This is a genomic window from Citrobacter sp. wls615 (genome assembly GCF_005281355.1).
In the GTDB taxonomy this organism is placed as follows: domain Bacteria; phylum Pseudomonadota; class Gammaproteobacteria; order Enterobacterales; family Enterobacteriaceae; genus Citrobacter; species Citrobacter werkmanii.
Genome location: NZ_SZXM01000057.1, coordinates 25311 through 46901, shown reverse-complemented (window position 1 = coordinate 46901; position 21591 = coordinate 25311). Strand labels below are relative to the sequence as shown.

Sequence of the window (21591 nt, the reverse complement as noted above, 5' to 3'; positions counted from 1 at the left end):
CTCGCAGAGAACCTTATCACAGCCGGTTAGCGACTGCACTCCTCGCTCAACCTTAACGCGTAGCCATCTCAGCCGACGGCGACGTGGTTTCATTTTGCGCACGAACGCAGTACATCAGCACCACCGACGCCAGCAGAGCAATCGCCATGAAGGTGTAGGAGACGCCCGGCCCGCCGGTCACACCGTTGAGGTAACCCACCAGCCACGCGCCGAGGAATGCCCCTAACGCGCCAAAACTGTTGATCATCCCCATCGACACGCCGGAGACGTTGCGCGGCAGCAGTTCGGGGATCAGCGCAAAGAACGGCCCGTAAGGCGCATACATACAGGCAGCGGCCACAACCAGCAGCGCGTAGGAGAGCCAGAAGGACTGGTTGCCCAACAGCCACGAGGCAAAGAACGCGATGGCGGCAATCAACAGCAGCGGCCAGATAAACAGTTTACGGTTCTGGAACTTATCGGACAGCCAGGAGACGGTCAGCATCAGGCAAATCGCCGCCAGATACGGCACCGCTGCCAGCCAGCCCACCGCCACGATGTCCATCTGTGCCGCATTTTTGAGGATTGACGGCATCCACATCATGAAGCCATACACGCCGATGCTCCACAGCGCATGCACCGCGCAAAGCATAATGACGCTGCATGAACGCATCGCTTCACCGTAGTTACGCATCGGTTTGATATCGCGCTGCTCGCGATCCATCGCCTGCTGTAATGCCTGTTTCTCCTGCTCGCTCAACCAGCCCGCATCCGCCGGTTTGTCGCGTACCAGAATCACCCAGCAGAACGCCCAGAGCACCGCCGGGATACCTTCGATAATAAACATTTCGCGCCAGCCCCAGGCTTCAATCAGGTAGCCGGAGACTATCGACATCCACAGCACTGTGACCGGGTTGCCGAGAATTAAAAAGGTGTTGGCGCGCGAGCGTTCAGTTTTGGTAAACCAGTTGCTGATATAAATCAGCATAGCGGGCATCACCGCTGCTTCGACGATGCCGAGAATAAAGCGGATCGCCATCAGCGTTGGGATATTGCTTACAAAGCCGGTCGCCGCGGCACAAAGCCCCCAAAGGATCAGGCTGTAAAAAATCATTTTGCGCACGCTATGCTTAACGGCGTACATCGCACCCGGCACCTGGAAGAAGAAATAGCCCAGGAAGAACAGCGCGCCAATTAACGATGCGGTTCCCTGAGTAATTCCTAAATCATGTTCAATACCGGCGGCAGCGGCAAAGCCGTAATTGGCGCGGTCGAGATAAGCTAAGCTGTAGGTAATAAAAATAATCGGCATTAAATACCACCAGCGACGCGCCGGCAGTTTTGCGAGCATATTCATACTCACTCCTTGGATTATTGTTTTATCTGTCAGGCCGCGCGTAGCGGCCCATTATTGATCAGACCGCGGCCAGCATGCCGCCGTCCACAAACAGAAGATGTCCATTAACAAAGTCAGAGGCCGGCGCGGCAAGATAAACCGCCGCGCCGATCAACTCTTCCGGTTTACCCCAGCGGGCGGCGGGCGTGCGCTGGAACAGCCAGGCGGAGAATGCCTCATCGTTAACCAGCGCGGTGGTCATGTCGGTGGCGAAATAACCGGGCGCAATACCGTTGACCTGAATATTGTATTCCGCCAGTTCCACGCACATGCCACGGGTTAACATTTTGACCGCGCCTTTTGACGCCGCGTATGGGGTAATGGTTTTACGACCTAATTCGCTTTGCATTGAGCAGATATTAATAATCTTCCCGCGGCGGCGTTGCACCATGTAGCGGGAAACCTGCTGCGACACCAGAAAGACCGATTTCTGGTTTACATCAATCACTTTGTCCCATTCAGCCTCCGGGAATTCGGTGAAGGGATAACGACGCTGAATTCCGGCGTTGTTAATTAAAACATCAATGGCCCCAACTTCCTTTTCGATTTGCGCGATGGCGCGCGCCACCTCTTCCCCGTTGGTGACATCAAATCCATAGCCAACGGCGCGATAGCCTTCGGCCACCAGTTTGTCCGCCGCCGCCTGAGCGCGCTGCTGGGTAATATCGTTAATCACAATCTCAGCACCGTGCGCCGCCAGACCGTTGGCCAGCAGGTTACCAATGCCCTGAGCGGAACCGGTAATCAGCGCGCGTTTACCAGTCAGGTCGAATAGGTTTTTCATAAAAAAAACTCCTTTTTTAATAACTGTTACGCGTAACTGTATACGCGTAACAGTAGAAAAAAGAAGATCCAGGAAGAGGAAAATGATCGTTATGTGATCAACATTGCATTTACGTGCAAGATGAAAAAAAGAGGGATTGGCCTGATAAGCGTAACGCGATCAGGCCGTAAGGACAGGTTGCCGGATGGCGGCGTAAACGCCTTATCCGACCTACAAAAACGACAAAAGCGAATACGAAATGTCGTCCGGTCGAGCACAGCGACGCCGGGACTGCACCGGACTAAACATCCTTCACCCACCCGGTCATCCACAACGTCACCACCGAAATCACCGCAATTACCCAATAGACAGCATAGTGACCGTAGCTTTGGGCAACCGCCCCCTGAATCACTCCGGCCAGAATCACGCCCGTTGAAATACTGTTGGTGAATAATGTGGTCGCAGAACCCGCGCGCCCCGGCATCAGATCCTGAAACCACAGCATTCCTATTCCGGCGATAATGCCGATAAACACCGCGTTAAACAGTTGCAGAACCAGCAGCGCCGTGCGGCTGTGAAAGAAGATCAAACCGAGATAAAACAGTACGCCCGCCGCTACGGCCGCAATCATCATGCGCCGCTTGCCAAAGCGTTTCACATAGTAGCCCGCCAGAATCATCGCCGGAATTTCCAGCCCGGCCGCGGTGCCCATCAGGATCCCGGCCAGCTTGTCCGGTAACCCCAGTTCAAGGCTAATCCACAGCGGCATATCGATGATGTACATAGTGTTGCAGGTCCACATCAGCGTGGAGGCAATAAACAGCATGCGTACATTTTTGTCCTGCCAACCGCCAGCCTGTTCCAGCGGCACATCGACAGGTTGTTCCACCCGCGCCACAGACGGCAGTACCAGCGCGATTAGCACGAGGCTAATAGCAAAAATGCCTGCGGCAATGGAAAACATCGCCGTGAAGCCGTAATTCAGCGCCAGCATAAAGGCCAGCGGCGGCCCAATCACCCAGGCCAGCGAAAGCTGCGCACGCATCACCGAGCTAAACATCACCACTTCGCGCGCGGAACTATCGGCATATTCCCGCGCCAGCGCAAACAGCTGCGGCATGGCGGTATTCGCCAGCGAAGCCAGCAGCACACCGCAGGTGATCAGAGTGAGATAGTGGCGATTAAAGGCAAACAACAGCGCGTTGCCGATTGCCATCAGACAACAGAACATGATCAGTTTGCGCCGATCGCCCTGACTGTCGGATCGTTTCGCCAGACCAAGGCTGACTCCGATCCCGGCAATGGCGTTGACGGTGTAAAACAGCCCGACCCAAAATGGCTGCGCACCGACTTCACGGCTCAGAAACAGACTCAGCGTGGGAGCCTGCAACGCCCCGGCCACGCCCATCATAAAAGCGACCAGCATAAATGCCGCGTAAACGCCGTTGAGGCGCCGTCCCATGGTCATAATCCAGAGCATATCTTTCCTTTTAAGCGCAGCTGAAACGAAAAAAGCCAGCAGATAATACCTGCTGGCGCGGCGATTAACACCAATACTCAGTCACACATGATGTCTGCAACTCGCAATTCGGAGGTCAGGCTGTCACCTCCCACTGCATCAGTTCTTCAAGCATCTTTAAGCGCTGCGGTGCGCTCAGGCAAGCCAACCAGGACGATTTTTCCGTCGCAGTAAAGTACTTCAACCAGAACTGACGCATAGATGACCCCTTCGTTGTCTCATCGCTTCATCGGAATCTATTATTGGCTTAATATAGGGATAATAAAATTGCTGAGTTTTCCGCAGGAGTTCCCCTTTTATGTCTTCTGGTCGTTTGCAACAACAGTTCATCCGTCTGTGGCAATGCTGTGACGGCAAAACGCAAGACACGACGCTGAACGAACTGGCGGAGCTGCTGAGCTGCTCGCGCCGTCATATGCGCACCCTGCTTAATACCATGCAGGATCGCGGCTGGTTAACGTGGGAAGCCGAAGTTGGGCGGGGTAAACGCTCGCGCCTGACATTCCTCTATACCGGGCTGGCGCTCCAGCAGCAGCGAGCAGAAGACCTGCTGGAACAGGATCGTATCGATCAACTGGTACAACTGGTCGGTGATAAAACGGCCGTCAGACAAATGCTGGTTTCCCACCTGGGACGCAGTTTTCGCCAGGGGCGGCACATCATGCGCGTCCTCTATTATCGTCCTATGCGCAATCTGCTCCCCGGCACGGCGTTACGCCGCTCCGAAACCCATATTGCCCGGCAAATCTTCAGTTCCTTAATTCTGGTAAATGAGGAAAATGGGGAACTGGCAGCCGACATCGCCCATCATTGGCAACAGATTTCGCCTTTACACTGGCGATTCTTCCTGCGCCCGGGGATCCATTTCCACCATGGCCGCGAGCTGGAAATGGAAGATGTCATTACCTCGCTACAGCGCATCAACGCCCTGCCGCTGTACTCGCACATTACGCAAATCGTCTCGCCCACGGCCTGGACGCTGGATATCCATCTTGCCCAGCCCGATCGCTGGCTTCCCTGGTTACTGGGGCAAGTCCCCGCCATGATCCTGCCGCGAGAATGGGAAACGCTAAGTAACTTCTCCAGCCAGCCGATTGGCACCGGCCCATATGCTGTAATGCGCAATACTAATAACCAACTGAAAATTCGCGCATTTGATGATTACTTCGGCTACCGGGCGCTGATCGATGAAGTTAACGTTTGGGTATTACCTGACATCGGCGAAGAGCCGGGCGGCGGCTTGACGCTAAAAGGTCCCACGGAAGATGAAAAAGCGATCGAAAGCCGCCTCGAAGAAGGCTGCTATTACCTGTTGTTTGATGCGCGAACCCATCGTGGCGCGAACCAGGAGGTTCGCGAGTGGGCAAGCCGCGTTCTTTCACCGACGAATTTAATCTGTCACGCCGACGAACAGTACCAACGACTGTGGTTTCCCGCCTATGGGTTACTCCCCCGCTGGCACCACGCCAAGCCCGGACATGGCGAAAAGCCGGCCGGGCTGGAAACGCTAACGCTCACTTACTATCGCGATCACATCGAACACCGAATTATCGCGCAGATCATGAAAACGCTGCTGGCGGAACATCAGGTACAGTTAAATATTCAGGAGATCGACTACGATCAGTGGCATGCAGGTGAAATAGTCAGTGATATCTGGCTTAACAGCGCCAACTTTACCCTCCCGCTGGACTTCTCGTTGTTCGCGCATCTCTGCGAAGTCCCGTTACTGCAAAACTGTATCTCGCGGGATTGGGAAAACGATGCGGCCCGTTGGCGAACCGGTGAAATGAGCCTGGCGGCATGGTGCCAACAGCTGCTCGCCACAAAGGCCATTGTGCCGTTGATCCATCACTGGCTGATCATTCAGGGCCAGCGCAGTATGCGCGGGCTACGCATGAATACCCTCGGCTGGTTTGATTTTAAATCGGCATGGTTTGCGCCGCCGGATCCTTAATTGCTGCTGAGCAACAAAATCATTACACTAACGCCGTTCTCAACGGGGTGCTATGCAATATGCTGGCTGAGAGATACCCGTCGAACCTGATCCGGATAATGCCGGCGAAGGGATTTGAGGCTTATCTCAAGTCCTTTGCCACCCAACTCTTGAGGTGCAAAGTGTTTAAAAAATGTCTTCCGCTTTTACTGCTGTGCGCAGCGCCTGCCTTCGCCAAACCGGTACTGACCGTCTATACCTACGATTCGTTCGCCGCGGACTGGGGCCCTGGCCCGACAATCAAAAAAGCCTTTGAAGCTGACTGCAACTGCGAACTGAAGCTGGTCGCGCTGGAAGATGGCGTCTCGCTGCTTAACCGCCTGCGCATGGAAGGAAAAAACAGCAAAGCCGACGTCGTACTGGGACTGGATAACAACCTGCTGGATGCCGCCACGCAAACCAAACTGTTCGCCAAAAGCGGGGTCGCAAACGACGCCGTTGACGTGCCCGGCGGCTGGAAAAATGACACCTTTGTTCCGTTTGATTACGGCTACTTCGCTTTTGTCTATGATAAAAACAAGCTGAAAAATCCGCCAAAGAGCCTGAAGGAATTGGTAGAGAGCAGCCAAAAATGGCGCGTCATTTATCAGGATCCACGCACCAGCACGCCAGGGCTGGGCCTGCTGTTATGGATGCAGAAAGTTTATGGCGACAAAGCGCCGGAGGCGTGGCAGAAACTGGCCGCCAAAACCGTCACCGTCACCAAGGGTTGGAGCGAAGCCTACGGCCTGTTCCTGAAAGGTGAGAGCGATCTGGTACTGAGCTACACCACCTCCCCGGCCTATCACATCATTGACGAGAAAAAAGATAACTACGCCGCCGCTGAGTTTAGTGAAGGTCACTATTTGCAGGTGGAAGTCGCCGCCCGCACCGCTGCCAGCAAGCAGCCGGAACTGGCTGAGAAATTCCTGAAATTTATGGTGTCACCGGCATTCCAGAATGCCATTCCGACCGGCAACTGGATGTATCCGGTGACGCAGGTTGCTCTTCCATCAGGATTTGAGCAACTGAATAAACCGGCCACCGCGCTGGAATTTACCCCGCAGCAGGTTGCGGCCCAGCGTCAGACATGGATCAGCGAATGGCAACGCGCCGTCAGCCGTTAATTCCCGGCTGGCTGGTTCCCGGGCTTTCTGCCGCCACGCTGATGGTGGCAGTTGCCCTGGCCGCGTTCCTGGCGCTATGGTTTAACGCCCCACAAGGTGACTGGCTCTCGCTGTGGGGAGACGACTACCTGTGGCACGTGGTGCGTTTTTCTTTCTGGCAGGCTTTTTTATCCGCAGTGTTGTCGGTTGTCCCGGCAATTTTCCTTGCCAGAGCGCTTTATCGCCGCCGTTTCCCTGGACGTCTGGCGCTGCTACGCCTGTGCGCGATGACGCTAATTCTGCCGGTGTTGGTCGCGGTCTTTGGCATCCTGAGCGTGTATGGCCGTCAGGGTTGGTTAGCCTCGCTCTGGCAGACATTCGGGCTGGAGTGGACGTTTTCGCCGTACGGTTTGCAGGGCATCCTGCTGGCGCACGTTTTTTTCAATCTGCCGATGGCCAGCCGTCTGCTGTTGCAGTCGCTGGAAAATATTCCCGGCGAACAGCGACAGTTAGCCGCTCAGTTGGGTATCCGCGGCTGGCATTTCTTCCGCTTTGTCGAATGGCCATGGTTACGCCGTCAAATCCTTCCCGTCGCGGCGCTCATCTTTATGCTGTGCTTCGCCAGCTTCGCCACCGTCTTGTCGCTGGGTGGCGGGCCGCAGGCAACCACCATTGAGCTGGCTATCTATCAGGCGCTGAACTTTGATTACGATCCCGCCCGTGCCGCGATGCTGGCGTTGATCCAGATGCTGTGTTGTTTAGCGCTGGTGCTCCTCAGCCAACGCCTGAGCCGCGTCATTGCGCCGGGCACCACGCTGGTTCAGGGCTGGCGCGATCCCGACGATCGTTTGCACAGCCGTCTGGCCGACTCGCTGCTGATTATTCTGGCCCTGCTGCTGTTGCTGCCGCCGCTGCTGGCAGTGCTTGTCGATGGTCTTAACCGCCAGGTTCTGGATGTGCTTATGCAGCCGGTTCTGTGGCAGGCATTGGGAACTTCACTGCGCATCGCGCTGGCGGCAGGGGCATTGTGCGTGATACTCACCATGATGCTGTTATGGAGCAGTCGCGAACTGCGCGCCCGACAGCAGGTGCTGGCAGGCCAGGTACTGGAGCTTAGCGGCATGATGATCCTCGCCATGCCGGGCATCGTGTTAGCTACCGGCTTCTTTCTGCTGCTCAATAACACCGTTGGACTCCCCGAATCTGCCGACGGCATTGTGATTTTCACCAACGCGCTGATGGCGATCCCTTACGCGCTGAAGGTACTGGAAAACCCAATGCGTGACGTGACCGCACGCTACAGTATGTTGTGCCAGTCGTTGGGAATTGAGGGATGGTCGCGCCTGAAAGTGGTTGAACTGCGGGCACTGAAACGTCCGCTGGCGCAGGCGATGGCGTTTGCCTGTGTATTGTCGATTGGCGACTTTGGCGTGGTGGCGTTATTTGGCAATGAGGATTTCCGCACCCTGCCGTTTTATTTATATCAGCAGATTGGATCTTATCGCAGTCAGGATGGCGCGGTTACGGCGCTCTTGCTGCTGATCCTGTGCTTTACGCTGTTTACCGTTATTGAGAAATTGCCGGGTCGAAATGTTAAAACTGATTGATATCACATGGCTTTACCACCATTTGCCCATGCGCTTTACGCTGTCGGTCTCGCGCGGTGAGCAGGTAGCAATACTCGGGCCCAGCGGTGCCGGGAAAAGTACGTTGCTGAATCTGATTGCCGGCTTTCTCACGCCTGCCAGCGGCACAATGATGATTGAAGGTGAAGATCACACCGCAACGCCTCCTTCGCGTCGTCCCGTCTCCATGCTGTTTCAGGAAAACAATCTGTTTAGCCATCTGAGCGTGTGGCAAAACATCGGCCTGGGTCTTGATCCGGGTTTAAAACTGAACGCGCTTCAGCGGGAGAAAATGCACAACATCGCCCGGCAAATGGGGCTCGATTCACTGCTGGAGCGACTCCCCGGTGAGCTTTCCGGCGGGCAGCGACAACGCGTGGCGCTGGCGCGTTGTCTGGTGCGGGAGCAACCCATATTGCTGCTCGATGAACCGTTTTCTGCGCTCGATCCCGCCCTGCGTCAGGAGATGTTAACCCTGGTCGCCGAGGTCTGCCGTGATAAGCAGCTTACGCTGCTGATGGTTTCCCACAGCGTAGAAGATGCGGCGCGAATTGCGCCCCGGTCAATCGTGGTCGCTGACGGACGCATTGCGTGGCAAGGTAAAACAGACGAGCTACTAAGCGGTCAAGCCAGTGCCTCAGCGCTGTTAGGCATCAACCCTCATATTTCGTAGGCCGGATAAGGCGAAGCCGCCATCCGGCAAAGGAATCGCTAGTAACCCACAACTTTGCGCAGAATATCGATATACACCGGCATCAGCGGGTGACGCAACAGCGCCACCAGCGCGACCACGCCGATCCCGAGCGTTAACGGTGCCAGATACAGCAAACGACTGCGGGGGAAATACGCGGTTAAACGATCGACTGCCGCTTTGCCGCTACGCCACAGCCGCCAGCATAGCCAGCCCCCGACCCACAGCAGCAACGCCGTCGCCAGCAGCAGCCATTTGAAGTCTCCGCTCTGCATATCGGAAGGAATATCGATTGCCGCTCCCGCCAAAATACCCGGCAGGAAATAGAACGGCGGCCACAGCACGCAGCCTATAATATTCGGCACAATAAATTTTGCGACAGGCAGATCCAGCATGCCTGCTACCATCGGCACCAGTGGACGCGTCGGTCCGACAAAACGCCCCACCAGAATAGTAAACATGCTGTGCTGATGCAGGGCGTGCTCGGTTTTATCCAGCAACGCCTTGTTCTTTTTCATGAACGACCAACGGTGCAATGGTTTTTTAAAGCGCCATCCCAGCCAGAAGGAGATCCAGTCCCCTAACAGACAGCCGACGATGCCCGCAAGCCAGGCATGCCAGAAGTTCAGTTCGCCGCTGCCAATCAGCGCGCCCAGTCCCGCCATCATCACGGTCCCGGGCAGAATCAAGCCAACCAGCGCCAGCGACTCCAAAAAAGCCACCAGAAGTACGGCGATCAGAGAGTACAGGGCGGACTGGAGAATAAAGTGTTCCAGCAATGCTTGCATAATGTGTCCGTCAAATTTACGAAGCAGGGATTTTGATAACCCCTCTCAACTTCGTCAAGCCATCAATTGTCTGAATAGATTGCGAGTTATGACAACTTTCAGGATACATCATTCACTTTTTATTCACATCCAGCGCGAAACTCGCTCGGACTGGCACCGGTACATTTTTTGAAAACACGAGAGAAATAGAGCTGATCGTCAAAGCCAACATTGCGACCTACGGTGGCAATGGGCATACGTGTGGTACTCAGTAATAGCTTCGCCTGGCTGATGCGCTGATCTTCGCGCCAGCTTAATACGCTGATGCCCAACTGCTGACGGAACAGATGCGACAAACGGGAAGGCGACAGGCAGACATGCTGCGCGACGCTGGCGATATCAAAATTGCTGTCCGCCAGGTGATCGCTGATGTACTGGCAGGCATCGCGGACGCGGTTGTCCATGGGCGGGTGTAGCGATTCATTGATGGCTTCCATACGCCGGAGCAACAACTGCTCCAGTAAATTAATCGCCAGCAGTTCGGAATAACGACCTTCTCCCTGCCCGGCGTTAATTATCTGCCCAAACAGCTCGTTAAAATGCGGCTGATGCGTTTCATCCGGGCGGAAAAAGCCGGTCTGGCCAAAAATGGCCGGCCAGGTCAGCCACTCCTGCCAGTAGGCGCGCGGGCGAAAGTAAACCCACTGGTGATACCACTCGCTGGCATCAGGATGGCGCCCGTAGTGGTGAATTTCACCAGGCGGAAACAACAGAATATCGCCAGGCCGGCAGACAAACTGCTTGCCCTGATTATTGATAACCCCTTCGCCGCGGATGGTGAGATTGAGGATATAACCCTTCATACCCAGCGGCCTGTCGATAAAAAAATCCAGGTATCCATTCGCCTCAATGGGGGTTAATCCGGCCACCAAATGCGCGTTAAACGAATAACCTGGCAACAGGGGATCGTTTTGCGTTTCAGCCATAATTTCAATACTCCCTATGTCCTGCCAAGAAACAATTTGTCCATATTACGCCAGACATCATCGCTGTCGCCCCTGAGGACCGCTGTATTTGCGGCAATGGACCACCAATCCCGCTTGTGAAAAGCTCTTTGTAAAAAACATGTGCTACGCCAACGTCAAAATCGGCTAACAAAAGTGTCTATAACTACGGCAGAAATGTCCACATTGATTATTTGCACAGCGTCACACTTTGTGATGCCACAGCATTTTAGTCCATAAGATTAGCGGATCCTGCCTGACGGTTTTTATCGCTACTCACTACTGTTTATCCATACCCGTATTTTTGGATGGAGTAAGACGATGGCGATTGCAATTGGCCTCGATTTTGGTAGTGATTCAGTACGCGCTTTGGCGGTGGAATGTGCCACCGGCGAAGAGATCGCCACCAGCGTTGAGTGGTACCCACGTTGGCAGGAAGGGCAGTATTGCGATGGCCCAAACAACCAGTTTCGCCATCATCCGCGCGACTACATTGAATCCATGGAAGCGGCGCTGAAAACCGTACTGGCCGAACTGAGCGCTGAGCAGCGCGCGGAAGTAGTCGGTATTGGCGTTGACAGTACCGGTTCAACCCCGGCACCCATCGATGCAGACGGTAATGTACTGGCGCTGCGTCCGGAGTTCGCGGAAAACCCGAATGCAATGTTTGTCCTGTGGAAAGATCACACCTCAGTAGAAGAAGCTGAAGAAATCACCCGCCTGTGCCACACACCAGGCAAGATAGATTACTCCCGCTATATCGGCGGCATTTATTCCAGCGAATGGTTCTGGGCCAAAATCCTGCATGTAACTCGTCAGGACCATGCGATAGCCGAAGCTGCGGTCTCGTGGATTGAGCTATGCGACTGGGTTCCGGCCCTGCTCTCCAACACCGTACGCCCACAGGATATTCGTCGCGGTCGCTGCAGCGCCGGGCATAAATCCCTGTGGCATGAAAGCTGGGGTGGTCTGCCGCCAGCCAGTTTCTTTGACGAACTCGACCCCATCCTCAACCGCCATCTGCAATACCCAATGTTTACCGATACCTTCACCGCGGATCTGCCGGTTGGCACCCTGTGCGCCGAGTGGGCACAGCGTCTGGGACTACCGGAAAGTGTGGTGATTGCAGGCGGCGCTTTTGACTGCCATATGGGCGCGGTCGGCGCAGGTGCACAGCCTAACACGCTGGTGAAAGTCATCGGCACGTCGACCTGCGACATTCTGATTGCCGACAAGCACAGCGTTGGCGAGCGTGCGGTGAAAGGCATTTGCGGCCAGGTTGATGGCAGCGTGGTACCTAATTTTATTGGCCTCGAAGCTGGTCAGTCTGCATTCGGCGATATCTATGCCTGGTTTAGCCGCGTGCTGAGCTGGCCGCTGGAACAGCTTGCCGCACAGCATCCGGAACTGCAGACCCAGATTAAAGCCAGTCAAAAACAGCTGCTGCCTGCACTCACCGAAGCCTGGGCGAAAAATCCATCACTGGAGCATCTGCCGGTGGTGCTCGACTGGTTCAACGGTCGCCGTACGCCCAATGCCAACCAGCGTCTGAAAGGCGTAATTACCGATTTGAATCTGGCAACCGACGCGCCAGCGCTGTTCGGTGGTCTGATTGCCGCCACCGCCTTTGGCGCGCGCGCCATCATGGAATGCTTCACCGAACAAGGCATTGCGGTTAACAACGTGATGGCGCTTGGCGGCATCGCGCGCAAGAACCCGGTCATCATGCAGGCCTGCTGTGACGTGCTCAACCGTCCGCTACAGATTGTCGCTTCAGACCAGTGCTGTGCGCTCGGTGCGGCTATCTTCGCTGCCGTTGCCGCGAAAGTACACGCTGATATCCCTGCCGCTCAGCAGCAGATGGCAAGCGCCGTGGAAAACACGCTGCAACCTCGCCCAGAGCAGGCTCAACGTTTTGAACAACTCTACCGCCGCTATCAACAGTGGGCAGTAAGCGCTGAACAACAGTACCTTCCGACTGCCGCTCCGGCGCAACAAGCCCCGGTAGATCTGGCAACCCTGACACATTAAGGACACGACAATGACGATTTTTGATAACTATGAAGTGTGGTTTGTGATTGGTAGCCAGCATCTGTATGGCCCTGAAACCCTGCGTCAGGTAACCCAACATGCCGAGCACGTCGTTAACGCACTGAATACTGAAGCTAAACTGCCCTGCAAACTGGTGTTGAAACCGCTGGGTACTTCACCTGACGAGATTACGGCTATTTGTCGTGACGCTAACTACGACGATCGCTGTGCAGGGATGGTGGTCTGGCTGCATACCTTCTCCCCGGCCAAAATGTGGATTAACGGTCTGACTATCCTCAACAAACCGCTGATGCAGTTCCACACTCAGTTCAACGCCGCCCTGCCGTGGGACAGCATTGATATGGACTTTATGAACCTGAACCAGACTGCGCACGGCGGCCGTGAGTTCGGTTTCATCGGCGCACGTATGCGTCAGCAACATGCCGTGGTCACCGGTCACTGGCAGGATAAACAAGCGCATGAGCGCATTGGCTCCTGGATGCGCCAGGCCGTGTCCAAACAGGATACCCGCCACCTGAAAGTCTGCCGTTTTGGCGACAACATGCGTGAAGTTGCGGTCACCGATGGCGATAAAGTCGCTGCGCAGATCAAGTTCGGCTTCTCGGTAAATACCTGGGCCGTGGGCGATCTGGTGCAGGTAGTGAACGCAATTAGCGACGGCGAAATCAACGCGCTAATCGATGAGTACGAAAGCACCTACACCATGACGGCGGCAACGCAAGTCCACGGTGAAAAACGTCAGAACGTTCTGGAAGCGGCCCGTATTGAACTGGGGATGAAACGCTTCCTGGAACAGGGCGGATTCCACGCCTTCACCACCACATTTGAAGATTTACACGGCCTGAAACAGCTCCCGGGTCTGGCCGTACAGCGTCTGATGCAGCAAGGCTACGGCTTTGCGGGCGAAGGCGACTGGAAAACCGCCGCTCTGCTTCGCATCATGAAGGTGATGTCAACCGGTCTGCAGGGCGGCACCTCATTTATGGAGGATTACACCTACCACTTCGAGAAAGGCAACGATCTGGTGCTCGGCTCGCACATGCTGGAAGTGTGCCCGTCCATCGCGGTGGAAGAGAAACCGATCCTCGACGTACAGCATCTCGGCATTGGTGGTAAAGACGATCCTGCCCGTCTGATCTTCAACACCAAAACCGGTCCGGCAGTGGTTGCCAGCCTGATCGATCTCGGCGATCGCTATCGTCTGCTGGTTAACTGCATCGACACGGTACAAACGCCGCACGACCTGCCGAAACTGCCGGTGGCTAACGCATTGTGGAAAGCCCAGCCAGATCTGCCAACCGCTTCTGAAGCCTGGATCCTCGCCGGTGGCGCGCACCACACCGTGTTCAGCCATGCGCTGGATCTGAACGATATGCGCCAGTTTGCTGAAATGCACGATATCGAGATCGCGGTGATCGATAACGATACTCGTCTGCCGGCCTTTAAGGACGCGCTGCGCTGGAACGAAGTGTATTACGGGTTCAAACGTTAATTGGTGAAACGAATTGCCCGGTGGCATTTCATTTACCGGGCCTACAAATCACCGTAGGCCGGATAAGCGAAGCGCCATCCGGCATTCAGGAGTTAACATGCTAGAAGATCTTAAACGTCAGGTACTGGAAGCGAATCTGGCGCTGCCAAAGCACAACCTGGTGACGCTGACCTGGGGGAACGTTAGCGCCGTCGATCGTGAACGCGGCGTGTTTGTAATTAAACCTTCCGGCGTCGATTACAGCGTCATGACCGCCGACGATATGGTTGTTGTCAGTATCGCCACTGGGGAAGTCGTTGAAGGCACGAAAAAGCCCTCCTCCGATACTCCAACGCACCGTTTGTTATATCAGGCATTCCCGAGCATTGGCGGTATTGTTCATACCCACTCGCGCCACGCGACAATCTGGGCGCAGGCGGGTCAGTCAATTCCAGCGACAGGCACCACCCACGCGGACTATTTCTACGGCACGATTCCCTGTACGCGGAAAATGACCGACAGCGAGATTAACGGTGAATACGAGTGGGAAACCGGAAATGTAATCGTTGAAACCTTCGAGAAACAAGGCATTGACGCAGCGCAGATGCCTGGCGTACTGGTGCACTCTCACGGTCCGTTCGCCTGGGGAAAAAATGCCGAAGATGCGGTGCATAACGCCATCGTGCTGGAAGAAGTCGCCTATATGGGGATTTTCTGCCGCCAGCTCGCGCCGCAGTTGCCGGATATGCAACAAACCCTACTGGATAAGCACTACCTACGTAAACACGGTGCAAAAGCGTATTACGGGCAGTAAAAGAAATAAGCGCGCAGATAATCTACGCGCTCCTTTATAGTTATTCGCCATAATATTCGGCGAATGAACCCTGGTATACACAATCATTTGAACTGATATAATCGATTACATTATCATAGTGTCCATGAGCCTTATTTCCTTCCAGACAATGGAAAAAGACATAATCTGTAATCGTCGCCTGCCACTTCTGCCCGTTCAGCAGATAATTAATCACTGTATCTTTGTGCCCCTTACTTTTGTCATTATCCTGCCAGTGAAAAAAAGCGCTACCATTTTCAATAATTTCAGCATTCCACAATTTACCGTCCCACGTTTTATAGCAAATAAACTTGCTTACAGTTTTAATGGCTGGATTAGAAATCAGTGTGTTAACAAACATATAGTTCTGATATTTAATGCCAAGCTGTTGTTTAGAAATAATTTCCATAAAAACTCCATTTTTTCAGTATTAAAAGAACAAAAAATGCATGAACCATCGAAAAAATAAAATTTTATTCACAGAGAATTTCCCGACAAAATTGAATTGAAAATGCTTATTTAGAGCAATAACAACCCCGTTTAAATATATTATATTTAAGATAATGGCCCAAACATTTCGAATGAAAGTTTTACACTAACAGCTAATAAAAACAAATAAAAATATAATTTTTTCACTAATCTGAGAAATATGTGGCAAATCAAACGAGCACTTTTCCTAAAAATCAGGAAACGTATGAAAGCGAACTTGTAATTAATAATCAAAACATAAACAACGTATGTAATGGAGGCTAAGGTACAAATGCCAGCTATAAGATATCTATCTGTAGCCTATCCAAGACATTTTATTCATATATTGAATATGAAGATAACATTGTCAGGTAGAAATAAGCATTTTACTCAGGAAAGCGTATTTTGGGCAGTAACCTCTTCTGAGCATGACAACTGTATAAAATCACAGCCAACCTATCAGAACCAGGCTATAATCATGCCTGGTTTTTTAATGGATACACAGCGTGGCGCAGGCAGGCTTTATTTTAACCCGGCACTGGCGGGACACCCCGCAGGGAACTGAGGTCTCATTCTGGCTGGCTACAGACGACGGGCCGCTGCTGGTTACGCTCGCGCCGCAGGAATCCGTCGCGTTTATACCAGGCAGTCAGGTTCCGCGCGTTACATCATTATTACGTACAGAAAACGGCTATCGCCTGACGCCGCTTCAACTACAAGATTTCCACCGCCAGCCCGTTTCGGGTCTGTATTGCCGCTCCCATCGCCAGCTCATGCGGCTGGAAAAACTCCTGCGCGAAAACGGCGTCACTGTCTACGAAGCGGATATCCGCCCGCCGGAGCGCTACCTGATGGAACGCTTCATCACGTCCCCGGTCTGGGCCGAAGGCGACAAACAGCACGGCACGCTGATTAATACCCGCCTGAAACCAAACCCGAGCTATCGTCCACCGCTAAAATGGGTATCGCTGGATATCGAAACCACACGGCATGGTGAACTCTACTGCATTGGCCTTGAAGGTTGCGGGCAGCGTATTGTCTACATGCTCGGCCCGGCAAACGGCGATGCCTCGGCGCTGGATTTTGAACTTGAGTACGTGGCAAGCCGCCCGCAGTTGCTGGAAAAGCTCAACGACTGGATTGCCCGTCACGATCCCGATGTCATCATCGGCTGGAACGTGGTGCAATTCGATTTACGCGTCCTGCAAAAGCATGCCGAACGTTATCGCATCCCCCTGCGTTTTGGTCGTGATAATAGCGAACTGGAGTGGCGCGAGCATGGCTTCAAAAACGGCGTGTTCTTCGCGCAGGCCAAAGGTCGTCTGATCATTGACGGCATTGAAGCACTCAAATCCGCCTTCTGGAATTTCTCGTCATTTTCGCTGGAAACGGTGTCGCAAGAATTGCTAGGTGAAGGCAAGTCGATTGATAACCCGTGGGACCGAATGGACGAAATTGACCGTCGGTTTGCCCAGGATAAACCCGCGCTCGCCACCTACAATCTCAAAGACTGTGAGCTGGTCACGCGTATTTTTCATAAAACCGAGATCATGCCTTTTCTGCTGGAGCGCTCGACGGTCAACGGCCTACCGGTCGACCGTCACGGTGGTTCGGTTGCCGCCTTCGGCCACCTCTACCTTCCGCGCATGCACCGGGCGGGTTACGTGGCGCCAAATCTGGGGGAAGTTCCCGCGCACGCCAGCCCCGGCGGCTACGTGATGGACTCGCGCCCGGGATTGTACGACTCCGTGCTGGTACTGGATTACAAAAGCCTGTACCCCTCAATTATTCGTACATTTTTGATCGATCCGGTGGGGCTTATCGAAGGGATGGCGCAACCAGATCGGGAGCACAGCACCGAAGGTTTTCTTGACGCCTGGTTCTCACGCGAAAAACATTGCCTGCCGGAGATCGTTACTCAGATCTGGCACGGGCGTGAAGAAGCAAAACGCCACGGAAATAAACCGCTCTCGCAGGCACTGAAAATTATCATGAACGCGTTTTACGGTGTGCTTGGCACGACCGCCTGTCGCTTTTTCGACCCAAGACTGGCCTCATCAATCACGATGCGCGGTCATGCGATCATGCGCCAGACCAAAGCGTTAATTGAGGCTCAGGGTTACGACGTCATCTATGGTGATACCGACTCGACCTTTGTCTGGCTTAAAAAGGCGCACTCAGAAGATGATGCCGCCCGGATTGGCCGGGAGCTGGTGAGCCATGTCAACTCGTGGTGGGCGCAATCGCTAAAGCAACAAAATCTGACCAGCGCGCTGGAGCTGGAGTTTGAAACCCACTTTTGTCGCTTTCTGATGCCGACTATTCGCGGTGCAGATACTGGTAGTAAAAAACGTTACGCCGGAATGATTCAGGAAGGGGCTGAACAACGCATGGTGTTTAAGGGGCTGGAAACGGTTCGCACCGACTGGACACCGCTGGCGCAACAATTCCAGCAGGAACTGTACCTGCGAATTTTTCGTAACGAGCCGTATCAGGAGTTTGTCCGCGAGACCATCGACCGTCTGATGGCGGGTGAACTGGATGCGCAACTGGTGTACCGCAAACGCCTGCGCCGCCCGTTAAGTGAATACCAGCGTAATGTTCCGCCACATGTCCGCGCGGCACGACTGGCTGATGAACAGAATATAAATCGAGGTCGTGCGCCACAGTACCAAAACCGTGGCACCATTAAATATGTCTGGACAGTAAACGGCCCTGAACCTGTGGATTATCAGCAATCTGCTCTCGATTATGAGCACTATCTGACCCGTCAGATACAACCAGTTGCCGAGGGAATACTTCCCTTTATCGATGATAACTTTGCTACACTACTCACAGGGCAACTGGGGTTATTTTGACGCGTGACGAAACCGCCGCCATCCAGTACCATAGCGCCCTTTCCATTCCTGGACCCATTTAACACCACTACCACTGATTTATTAGCCTGGTAGCGGGGTCGTATGCTCTCAAAAACCGGGTTAGCCCGGAAAATGACGAGTATTGCCTGCAATTAAAGATATAGAGCCGAACATATATGCCTTTTACACTTGGTCAACGCTGGATCAGCGATACAGAAAGCGAACTGGGACTTGGTACTGTTGTCGCCATGGATGCGCGAACCGTCACTTTACTTTTCTCATCGACGGGCGAAAACCGTCTGTATGCGCGCAGTGATTCTCCCGTGACCCGCGTGATGTTCAATCCTGGCGATACGATAACGAGCCATGAAGGCTGGCAGCTGCATGTCGATGAAGTAAAAGAAGAAAACGGCCTGCTTGCCTATATCGGAACCCGCCTTGATACCGAAGAAACCGGTGTAACGCTGCGTGAAGTGCTGCTCGACAGTAAACTGGTATTCAGCAAACCACAGGATCGCCTGTTTGCTGGCCAAATTGATCGTATGGACCGCTTTGCGCTGCGCTATCGCGCGCGTAAATTTCAGAGCGAACAGTACCGTATGCCGTGGAGTGGTTTGCGCGGCCAGCGTACCAGCCTGATCCCCCACCAGCTCAACATTGCTCATGATGTTGGTCGTCGTCACGCCCCGCGCGTTTTGCTGGCTGACGAAGTGGGTTTAGGTAAAACCATTGAGGCCGGGATGATCCTGCATCAGCAACTGCTTTCCGGCGCCGCTGAACGCGTACTGATCATCGTCCCTGAGACGCTACAGCACCAGTGGCTGGTCGAAATGCTGCGCCGTTTCAACCTGCGTTTTGCGCTGTTTGATGATGAGCGTTATGCAGAAGCGCAGCATGACGCCTACAACCCGTTTGAAACCGAACAGTTAGTTATCTGTTCGCTGGACTTTGCCCGTCGCAGTAAACAGCGTCTGGAGCACCTGTGTGACGCCGAATGGGATCTGCTGATTGTCGATGAAGCCCATCACCTGGTGTGGAGCGAAGATGCGCCCAGCCGCGAATATATGGCCATTGAACAGTTGGCTGAACGCGTGCCGGGTATCCTGCTGCTGACCGCTACGCCAGAACAGCTGGGTATGGAAAGCCACTTTGCGCGTCTGCGCCTGCTGGACCCAAGCCGTTTCCACGATTTCGCCCAGTTTGTTGAAGAGCAAAAAAATTACCGTCCGGTCGCTGATGCCGTCGCCATGCTGCTGGCTGGCAACAAGCTGAGTAACGATGAGCTGAACATGTTAGGCGACATGATTGGCGAGCAGGACATTGAGCCGTTATTGCAGGCGGCAAACAGCGACAGCGAGGACGCCCAGAGCGCGCGCCAGGAGCTGGTTTCAATGCTGATGGACCGCCATGGCACCAGCCGCGTGCTGTTCCGTAATACCCGTAACGGTGTGAAAGGCTTCCCGAAACGCGAACTGCATACCATCAAGCTGCCGCTGCCAACCCAATATCAGACCGCGATTAAAGTCTCCGGTATTATGGGCGCGCGTAAGAGTGCGGAAGACCGGGCTCGCGACATGCTCTACCCGGAACAGATTTATCAGGAATTCGAAGGTGACACCGGCACCTGGTGGAACTTTGATCCGCGCGTGGAATGGCTGATGGGCTACCTGACCAGCCACCGCTCGCAAAAAGTGCTGGTTATCTGCGCGAAAGCGACCACCGCGCTGCAACTGGAGCAGGTCTTGCGCGAGCGTGAAGGGATCCGCGCCGCCGTGTTCCATGAAGGAATGTCGATCATTGAACGTGACCGCGCGGCAGCCTGGTTTAGCGAAGAAGATAGCGGCGCCCAGGTGATGCTATGTTCTGAAATCGGCTCCGAGGGGCGTAACTTCCAGTTCGCCAGCAACCTGGTGATGTTCGACCTGCCGTTCAACCCGGACCTGCTGGAACAGCGTATTGGTCGTCTGGACCGTATCGGTCAGGCGCATGATATTCAGATCCACGTGCCGTTCCTGGAAAAAACAGCGCAATCCGTGCTGGTGCGCTGGTACCACGAAGGTCTGGATGCGTTCGAACATACTTGCCCAACCGGACGTACTATCTATGACACGGTATACAACAATCTGATCGGCTTCCTGGCTGAGCCGGAAAATACCGATGGCTTTGATGACCTGATCAAAACCTGCCGTGAGCAGCATGACGCGCTGAAAGCCCAGCTTGAGCAAGGCCGCGATCGCCTGCTGGAAATTCACTCCAATGGCGGCGAAAAAGCTCAACAGCTTACCGAAAGTATTGAAGAGCAGGATGACGACACCAGTCTGATCGCCTTTGCCATGAACCTGTTTGATATCGTCGGTATTAATCAAGATGACCGTGGCGACAATTTGATCGTGCTGACGCCGTCCGATCACATGCTGGTACCGGATTTCCCTGGCCTGCCGGAAGATGGCTGCACCATTACGTTTGAACGTGATGTCGCCCTGTCGCGTGAAGACGCTCAGTTTATTACCTGGGAGCATCCGCTGATCCGCAATGGTTTGGATCTGATCCTTTCCGGCGATACCGGAAGCAGCACTATTTCTTTATTGAAAAACAAGGCATTACCAGTCGGCACTCTGCTGGTTGAACTGGTCTACGTTGTAGAGGCGCAAGCGCCGAAACAGCTGCAGTTGAACCGCTTCCTGCCACCAACGCCGGTACGCATGCTGCTGGATAAAAACGGTAATAACCTTGCCGCACAGGTTGAATTCGAAACCTTTAACCGTCAGCTCAGCGCCGTTAACCGCCACACCGGCAGCAAACTGGTCAACGCCGTGCAGCAGGATGTTCATGCCATCCTGCAACTGGGTGAAGCGCAGGTGGAAAAATCCGCCCGCGCGCTGATCGACGCGGCGCGTAAGGAAGCGGACGAGAAGCTGACGGCAGAACTGTCGCGTCTGGAAGCCCTGCGTGCCGTTAACCCGAACATCCGTGATGACGAACTCAGCGCCATTGAAAGCAACCGCCAGCAGGTGTTGGAAAGCCTGGATCAGGCGGGCTGGCGTCTGGATGCCCTGCGTCTGATCGTCGTGACGCACCAGTAACGGAG

The 21591-nt window shown here is 54.2% G+C and carries 16 protein-coding genes and 1 riboswitch; of the genes, 9 read left to right on the top strand and 7 right to left on the bottom strand.

What is annotated here, in order from left to right; genetic code table 11:
* Positions 1–52 precede the first annotated feature (52 nt).
* From FDX04_RS15140 to sgrT, 4 genes are all read right to left on the bottom strand, one after another.
* Positions 53–1336 (bottom strand): MFS transporter, encoded by a 1284-nt coding sequence (locus tag FDX04_RS15140; protein WP_137360241.1) that lies wholly within the window; start codon positions 1334–1336, stop codon positions 53–55.
* A gap of 58 nt (positions 1337–1394) precedes the next feature.
* A complete protein-coding gene (gene idnO, locus FDX04_RS15135; RefSeq protein ID WP_061382927.1) occupies positions 1395–2159 on the bottom strand; it encodes a gluconate 5-dehydrogenase in 765 nt (254 codons plus the stop codon).
* Positions 2160–2439: 280 nt separating this feature from the next.
* Positions 2440–3618 carry a sugar efflux transporter gene (locus tag FDX04_RS15130; protein ID WP_137360240.1) on the bottom strand — a complete coding sequence of 393 codons (1179 nt, stop codon included), beginning with the start codon at positions 3616–3618 and terminating at the stop codon, positions 2440–2442.
* 115 nt (positions 3619–3733) lie between these two features.
* A complete protein-coding gene (gene sgrT, locus FDX04_RS15125) occupies positions 3734–3856 on the bottom strand; it encodes a glucose uptake inhibitor SgrT (protein ID WP_016151681.1) in 123 nt (40 codons plus the stop codon).
* A gap of 99 nt (positions 3857–3955) precedes the next feature.
* Here sgrT and sgrR point away from each other — a divergent pair, with 99 nt between their 5' ends.
* The 4 genes from sgrR (at position 3956) to thiQ (ending at position 9033) form a co-directional block, all read left to right on the top strand.
* Complete coding sequence (gene sgrR, locus FDX04_RS15120; protein ID WP_137371172.1) at positions 3956–5611, top strand: HTH-type transcriptional regulator SgrR; 1656 nt, start codon at positions 3956–3958, stop codon at positions 5609–5611.
* 33 nt (positions 5612–5644) lie between these two features.
* Positions 5645–5742, top strand: a riboswitch (TPP riboswitch).
* Between the two features lie 30 nt (positions 5743–5772).
* On the top strand, positions 5773–6756 hold the full coding sequence (thiB, locus tag FDX04_RS15115) for a thiamine ABC transporter substrate binding subunit (RefSeq protein WP_079225518.1): 984 nt from the start codon (positions 5773–5775) through the stop codon (positions 6754–6756).
* Complete coding sequence (gene thiP / locus FDX04_RS15110) at positions 6732–8342, top strand: thiamine/thiamine pyrophosphate ABC transporter permease ThiP (RefSeq protein WP_137360239.1); 1611 nt, start codon at positions 6732–6734, stop codon at positions 8340–8342. The genes thiB and thiP overlap by 25 nt, the downstream gene beginning before the upstream one ends.
* Positions 8326–9033 carry a thiamine ABC transporter ATP-binding protein ThiQ gene (gene thiQ / locus FDX04_RS15105; RefSeq protein WP_042312368.1) on the top strand — a complete coding sequence of 236 codons (708 nt, stop codon included), beginning with the start codon at positions 8326–8328 and terminating at the stop codon, positions 9031–9033. The genes thiP and thiQ overlap by 17 nt, the downstream gene beginning before the upstream one ends.
* A 38-nt stretch (positions 9034–9071) precedes the next feature.
* Here the strand turns inward: thiQ and FDX04_RS15100 are convergent, their stop codons facing one another.
* Both FDX04_RS15100 and araC read right to left on the bottom strand, forming a co-directional pair.
* Positions 9072–9839, bottom strand: a complete 768-nt coding sequence (locus tag FDX04_RS15100) for a DedA family protein (protein WP_038637157.1) — start codon at positions 9837–9839, stop codon at positions 9072–9074.
* Positions 9840–9958: 119 nt separating this feature from the next.
* The gene (gene araC, locus FDX04_RS15095; protein WP_079937102.1) at positions 9959–10804 is read right to left on the bottom strand and encodes an arabinose operon transcriptional regulator AraC; all 846 of its coding nucleotides are present in this window, start codon (positions 10802–10804) and stop codon (positions 9959–9961) included.
* 339 nt (positions 10805–11143) lie between these two features.
* On the opposite strand from araC, the gene araB reads away from it, so the two are divergent.
* The 3 genes from araB (at position 11144) to araD (ending at position 15159) form a co-directional block, all read left to right on the top strand.
* Positions 11144–12853, top strand: coding sequence for a ribulokinase (gene araB, locus FDX04_RS15090; protein ID WP_137371171.1), 1710 nt, complete (start codon positions 11144–11146; stop codon positions 12851–12853).
* Between the two features lie 10 nt (positions 12854–12863).
* A complete protein-coding gene (gene araA, locus FDX04_RS15085) occupies positions 12864–14366 on the top strand; it encodes an L-arabinose isomerase (protein ID WP_123268692.1) in 1503 nt (500 codons plus the stop codon).
* 97 nt (positions 14367–14463) lie between these two features.
* Positions 14464–15159 carry an L-ribulose-5-phosphate 4-epimerase gene (gene araD, locus FDX04_RS15080; protein WP_042312376.1) on the top strand — a complete coding sequence of 232 codons (696 nt, stop codon included), beginning with the start codon at positions 14464–14466 and terminating at the stop codon, positions 15157–15159.
* A 40-nt stretch (positions 15160–15199) separates the two neighbouring features.
* Here araD and FDX04_RS15075 read toward each other — a convergent pair whose 3' ends face one another.
* Complete coding sequence (locus tag FDX04_RS15075) at positions 15200–15586, bottom strand: DUF4751 family protein (protein WP_137360236.1); 387 nt, start codon at positions 15584–15586, stop codon at positions 15200–15202.
* Between the two features lie 565 nt (positions 15587–16151).
* Here FDX04_RS15075 and polB point away from each other — a divergent pair.
* Together polB and rapA are read left to right on the top strand one after the other, a co-directional pair.
* Positions 16152–18503, top strand: coding sequence for a DNA polymerase II (polB, locus tag FDX04_RS15070; protein WP_061382919.1), 2352 nt, complete (start codon positions 16152–16154; stop codon positions 18501–18503).
* Positions 18504–18679: 176 nt separating this feature from the next.
* Positions 18680–21586, top strand: coding sequence for an RNA polymerase-associated protein RapA (gene rapA / locus FDX04_RS15065; protein ID WP_042312380.1), 2907 nt, complete (start codon positions 18680–18682; stop codon positions 21584–21586).
* Positions 21587–21591: the final 5 nt, after the last annotated feature.

Excerpts from the sequence above, each read along its gene's own strand:
- FDX04_RS15140 (WP_137360241.1), bottom strand. The coding sequence starts at position 1,336 with ATGAATATGCTCGCAAAACTGCCGGCGCGTCGCTGGTGGTATTTAATG.
- idnO (WP_061382927.1), bottom strand. The coding sequence starts at position 2,159 with ATGAAAAACCTATTCGACCTGACTGGTAAACGCGCGCTGATTACCGGT.
- FDX04_RS15130 (WP_137360240.1), bottom strand. The coding sequence starts at position 3,618 with ATGCTCTGGATTATGACCATGGGACGGCGCCTCAACGGCGTTTACGCG.
- sgrT (WP_016151681.1), bottom strand. The coding sequence starts at position 3,856 with ATGCGTCAGTTCTGGTTGAAGTACTTTACTGCGACGGAAAAATCGTCC.
- sgrR (WP_137371172.1), top strand. The coding sequence starts at position 3,956 with ATGTCTTCTGGTCGTTTGCAACAACAGTTCATCCGTCTGTGGCAATGC.
- thiP (WP_137360239.1), top strand. The coding sequence starts at position 6,732 with ATGGCAACGCGCCGTCAGCCGTTAATTCCCGGCTGGCTGGTTCCCGGG.
- thiQ (WP_042312368.1), top strand. The coding sequence starts at position 8,326 with ATGTTAAAACTGATTGATATCACATGGCTTTACCACCATTTGCCCATG.
- FDX04_RS15100 (WP_038637157.1), bottom strand. The coding sequence starts at position 9,839 with ATGCAAGCATTGCTGGAACACTTTATTCTCCAGTCCGCCCTGTACTCT.
- araC (WP_079937102.1), bottom strand. The coding sequence starts at position 10,804 with ATGGCTGAAACGCAAAACGATCCCCTGTTGCCAGGTTATTCGTTTAAC.
- araB (WP_137371171.1), top strand. The coding sequence starts at position 11,144 with ATGGCGATTGCAATTGGCCTCGATTTTGGTAGTGATTCAGTACGCGCT.
- araA (WP_123268692.1), top strand. The coding sequence starts at position 12,864 with ATGACGATTTTTGATAACTATGAAGTGTGGTTTGTGATTGGTAGCCAG.
- araD (WP_042312376.1), top strand. The coding sequence starts at position 14,464 with ATGCTAGAAGATCTTAAACGTCAGGTACTGGAAGCGAATCTGGCGCTG.
- FDX04_RS15075 (WP_137360236.1), bottom strand. The coding sequence starts at position 15,586 with ATGGAAATTATTTCTAAACAACAGCTTGGCATTAAATATCAGAACTAT.
- rapA (WP_042312380.1), top strand. The coding sequence starts at position 18,680 with ATGCCTTTTACACTTGGTCAACGCTGGATCAGCGATACAGAAAGCGAA.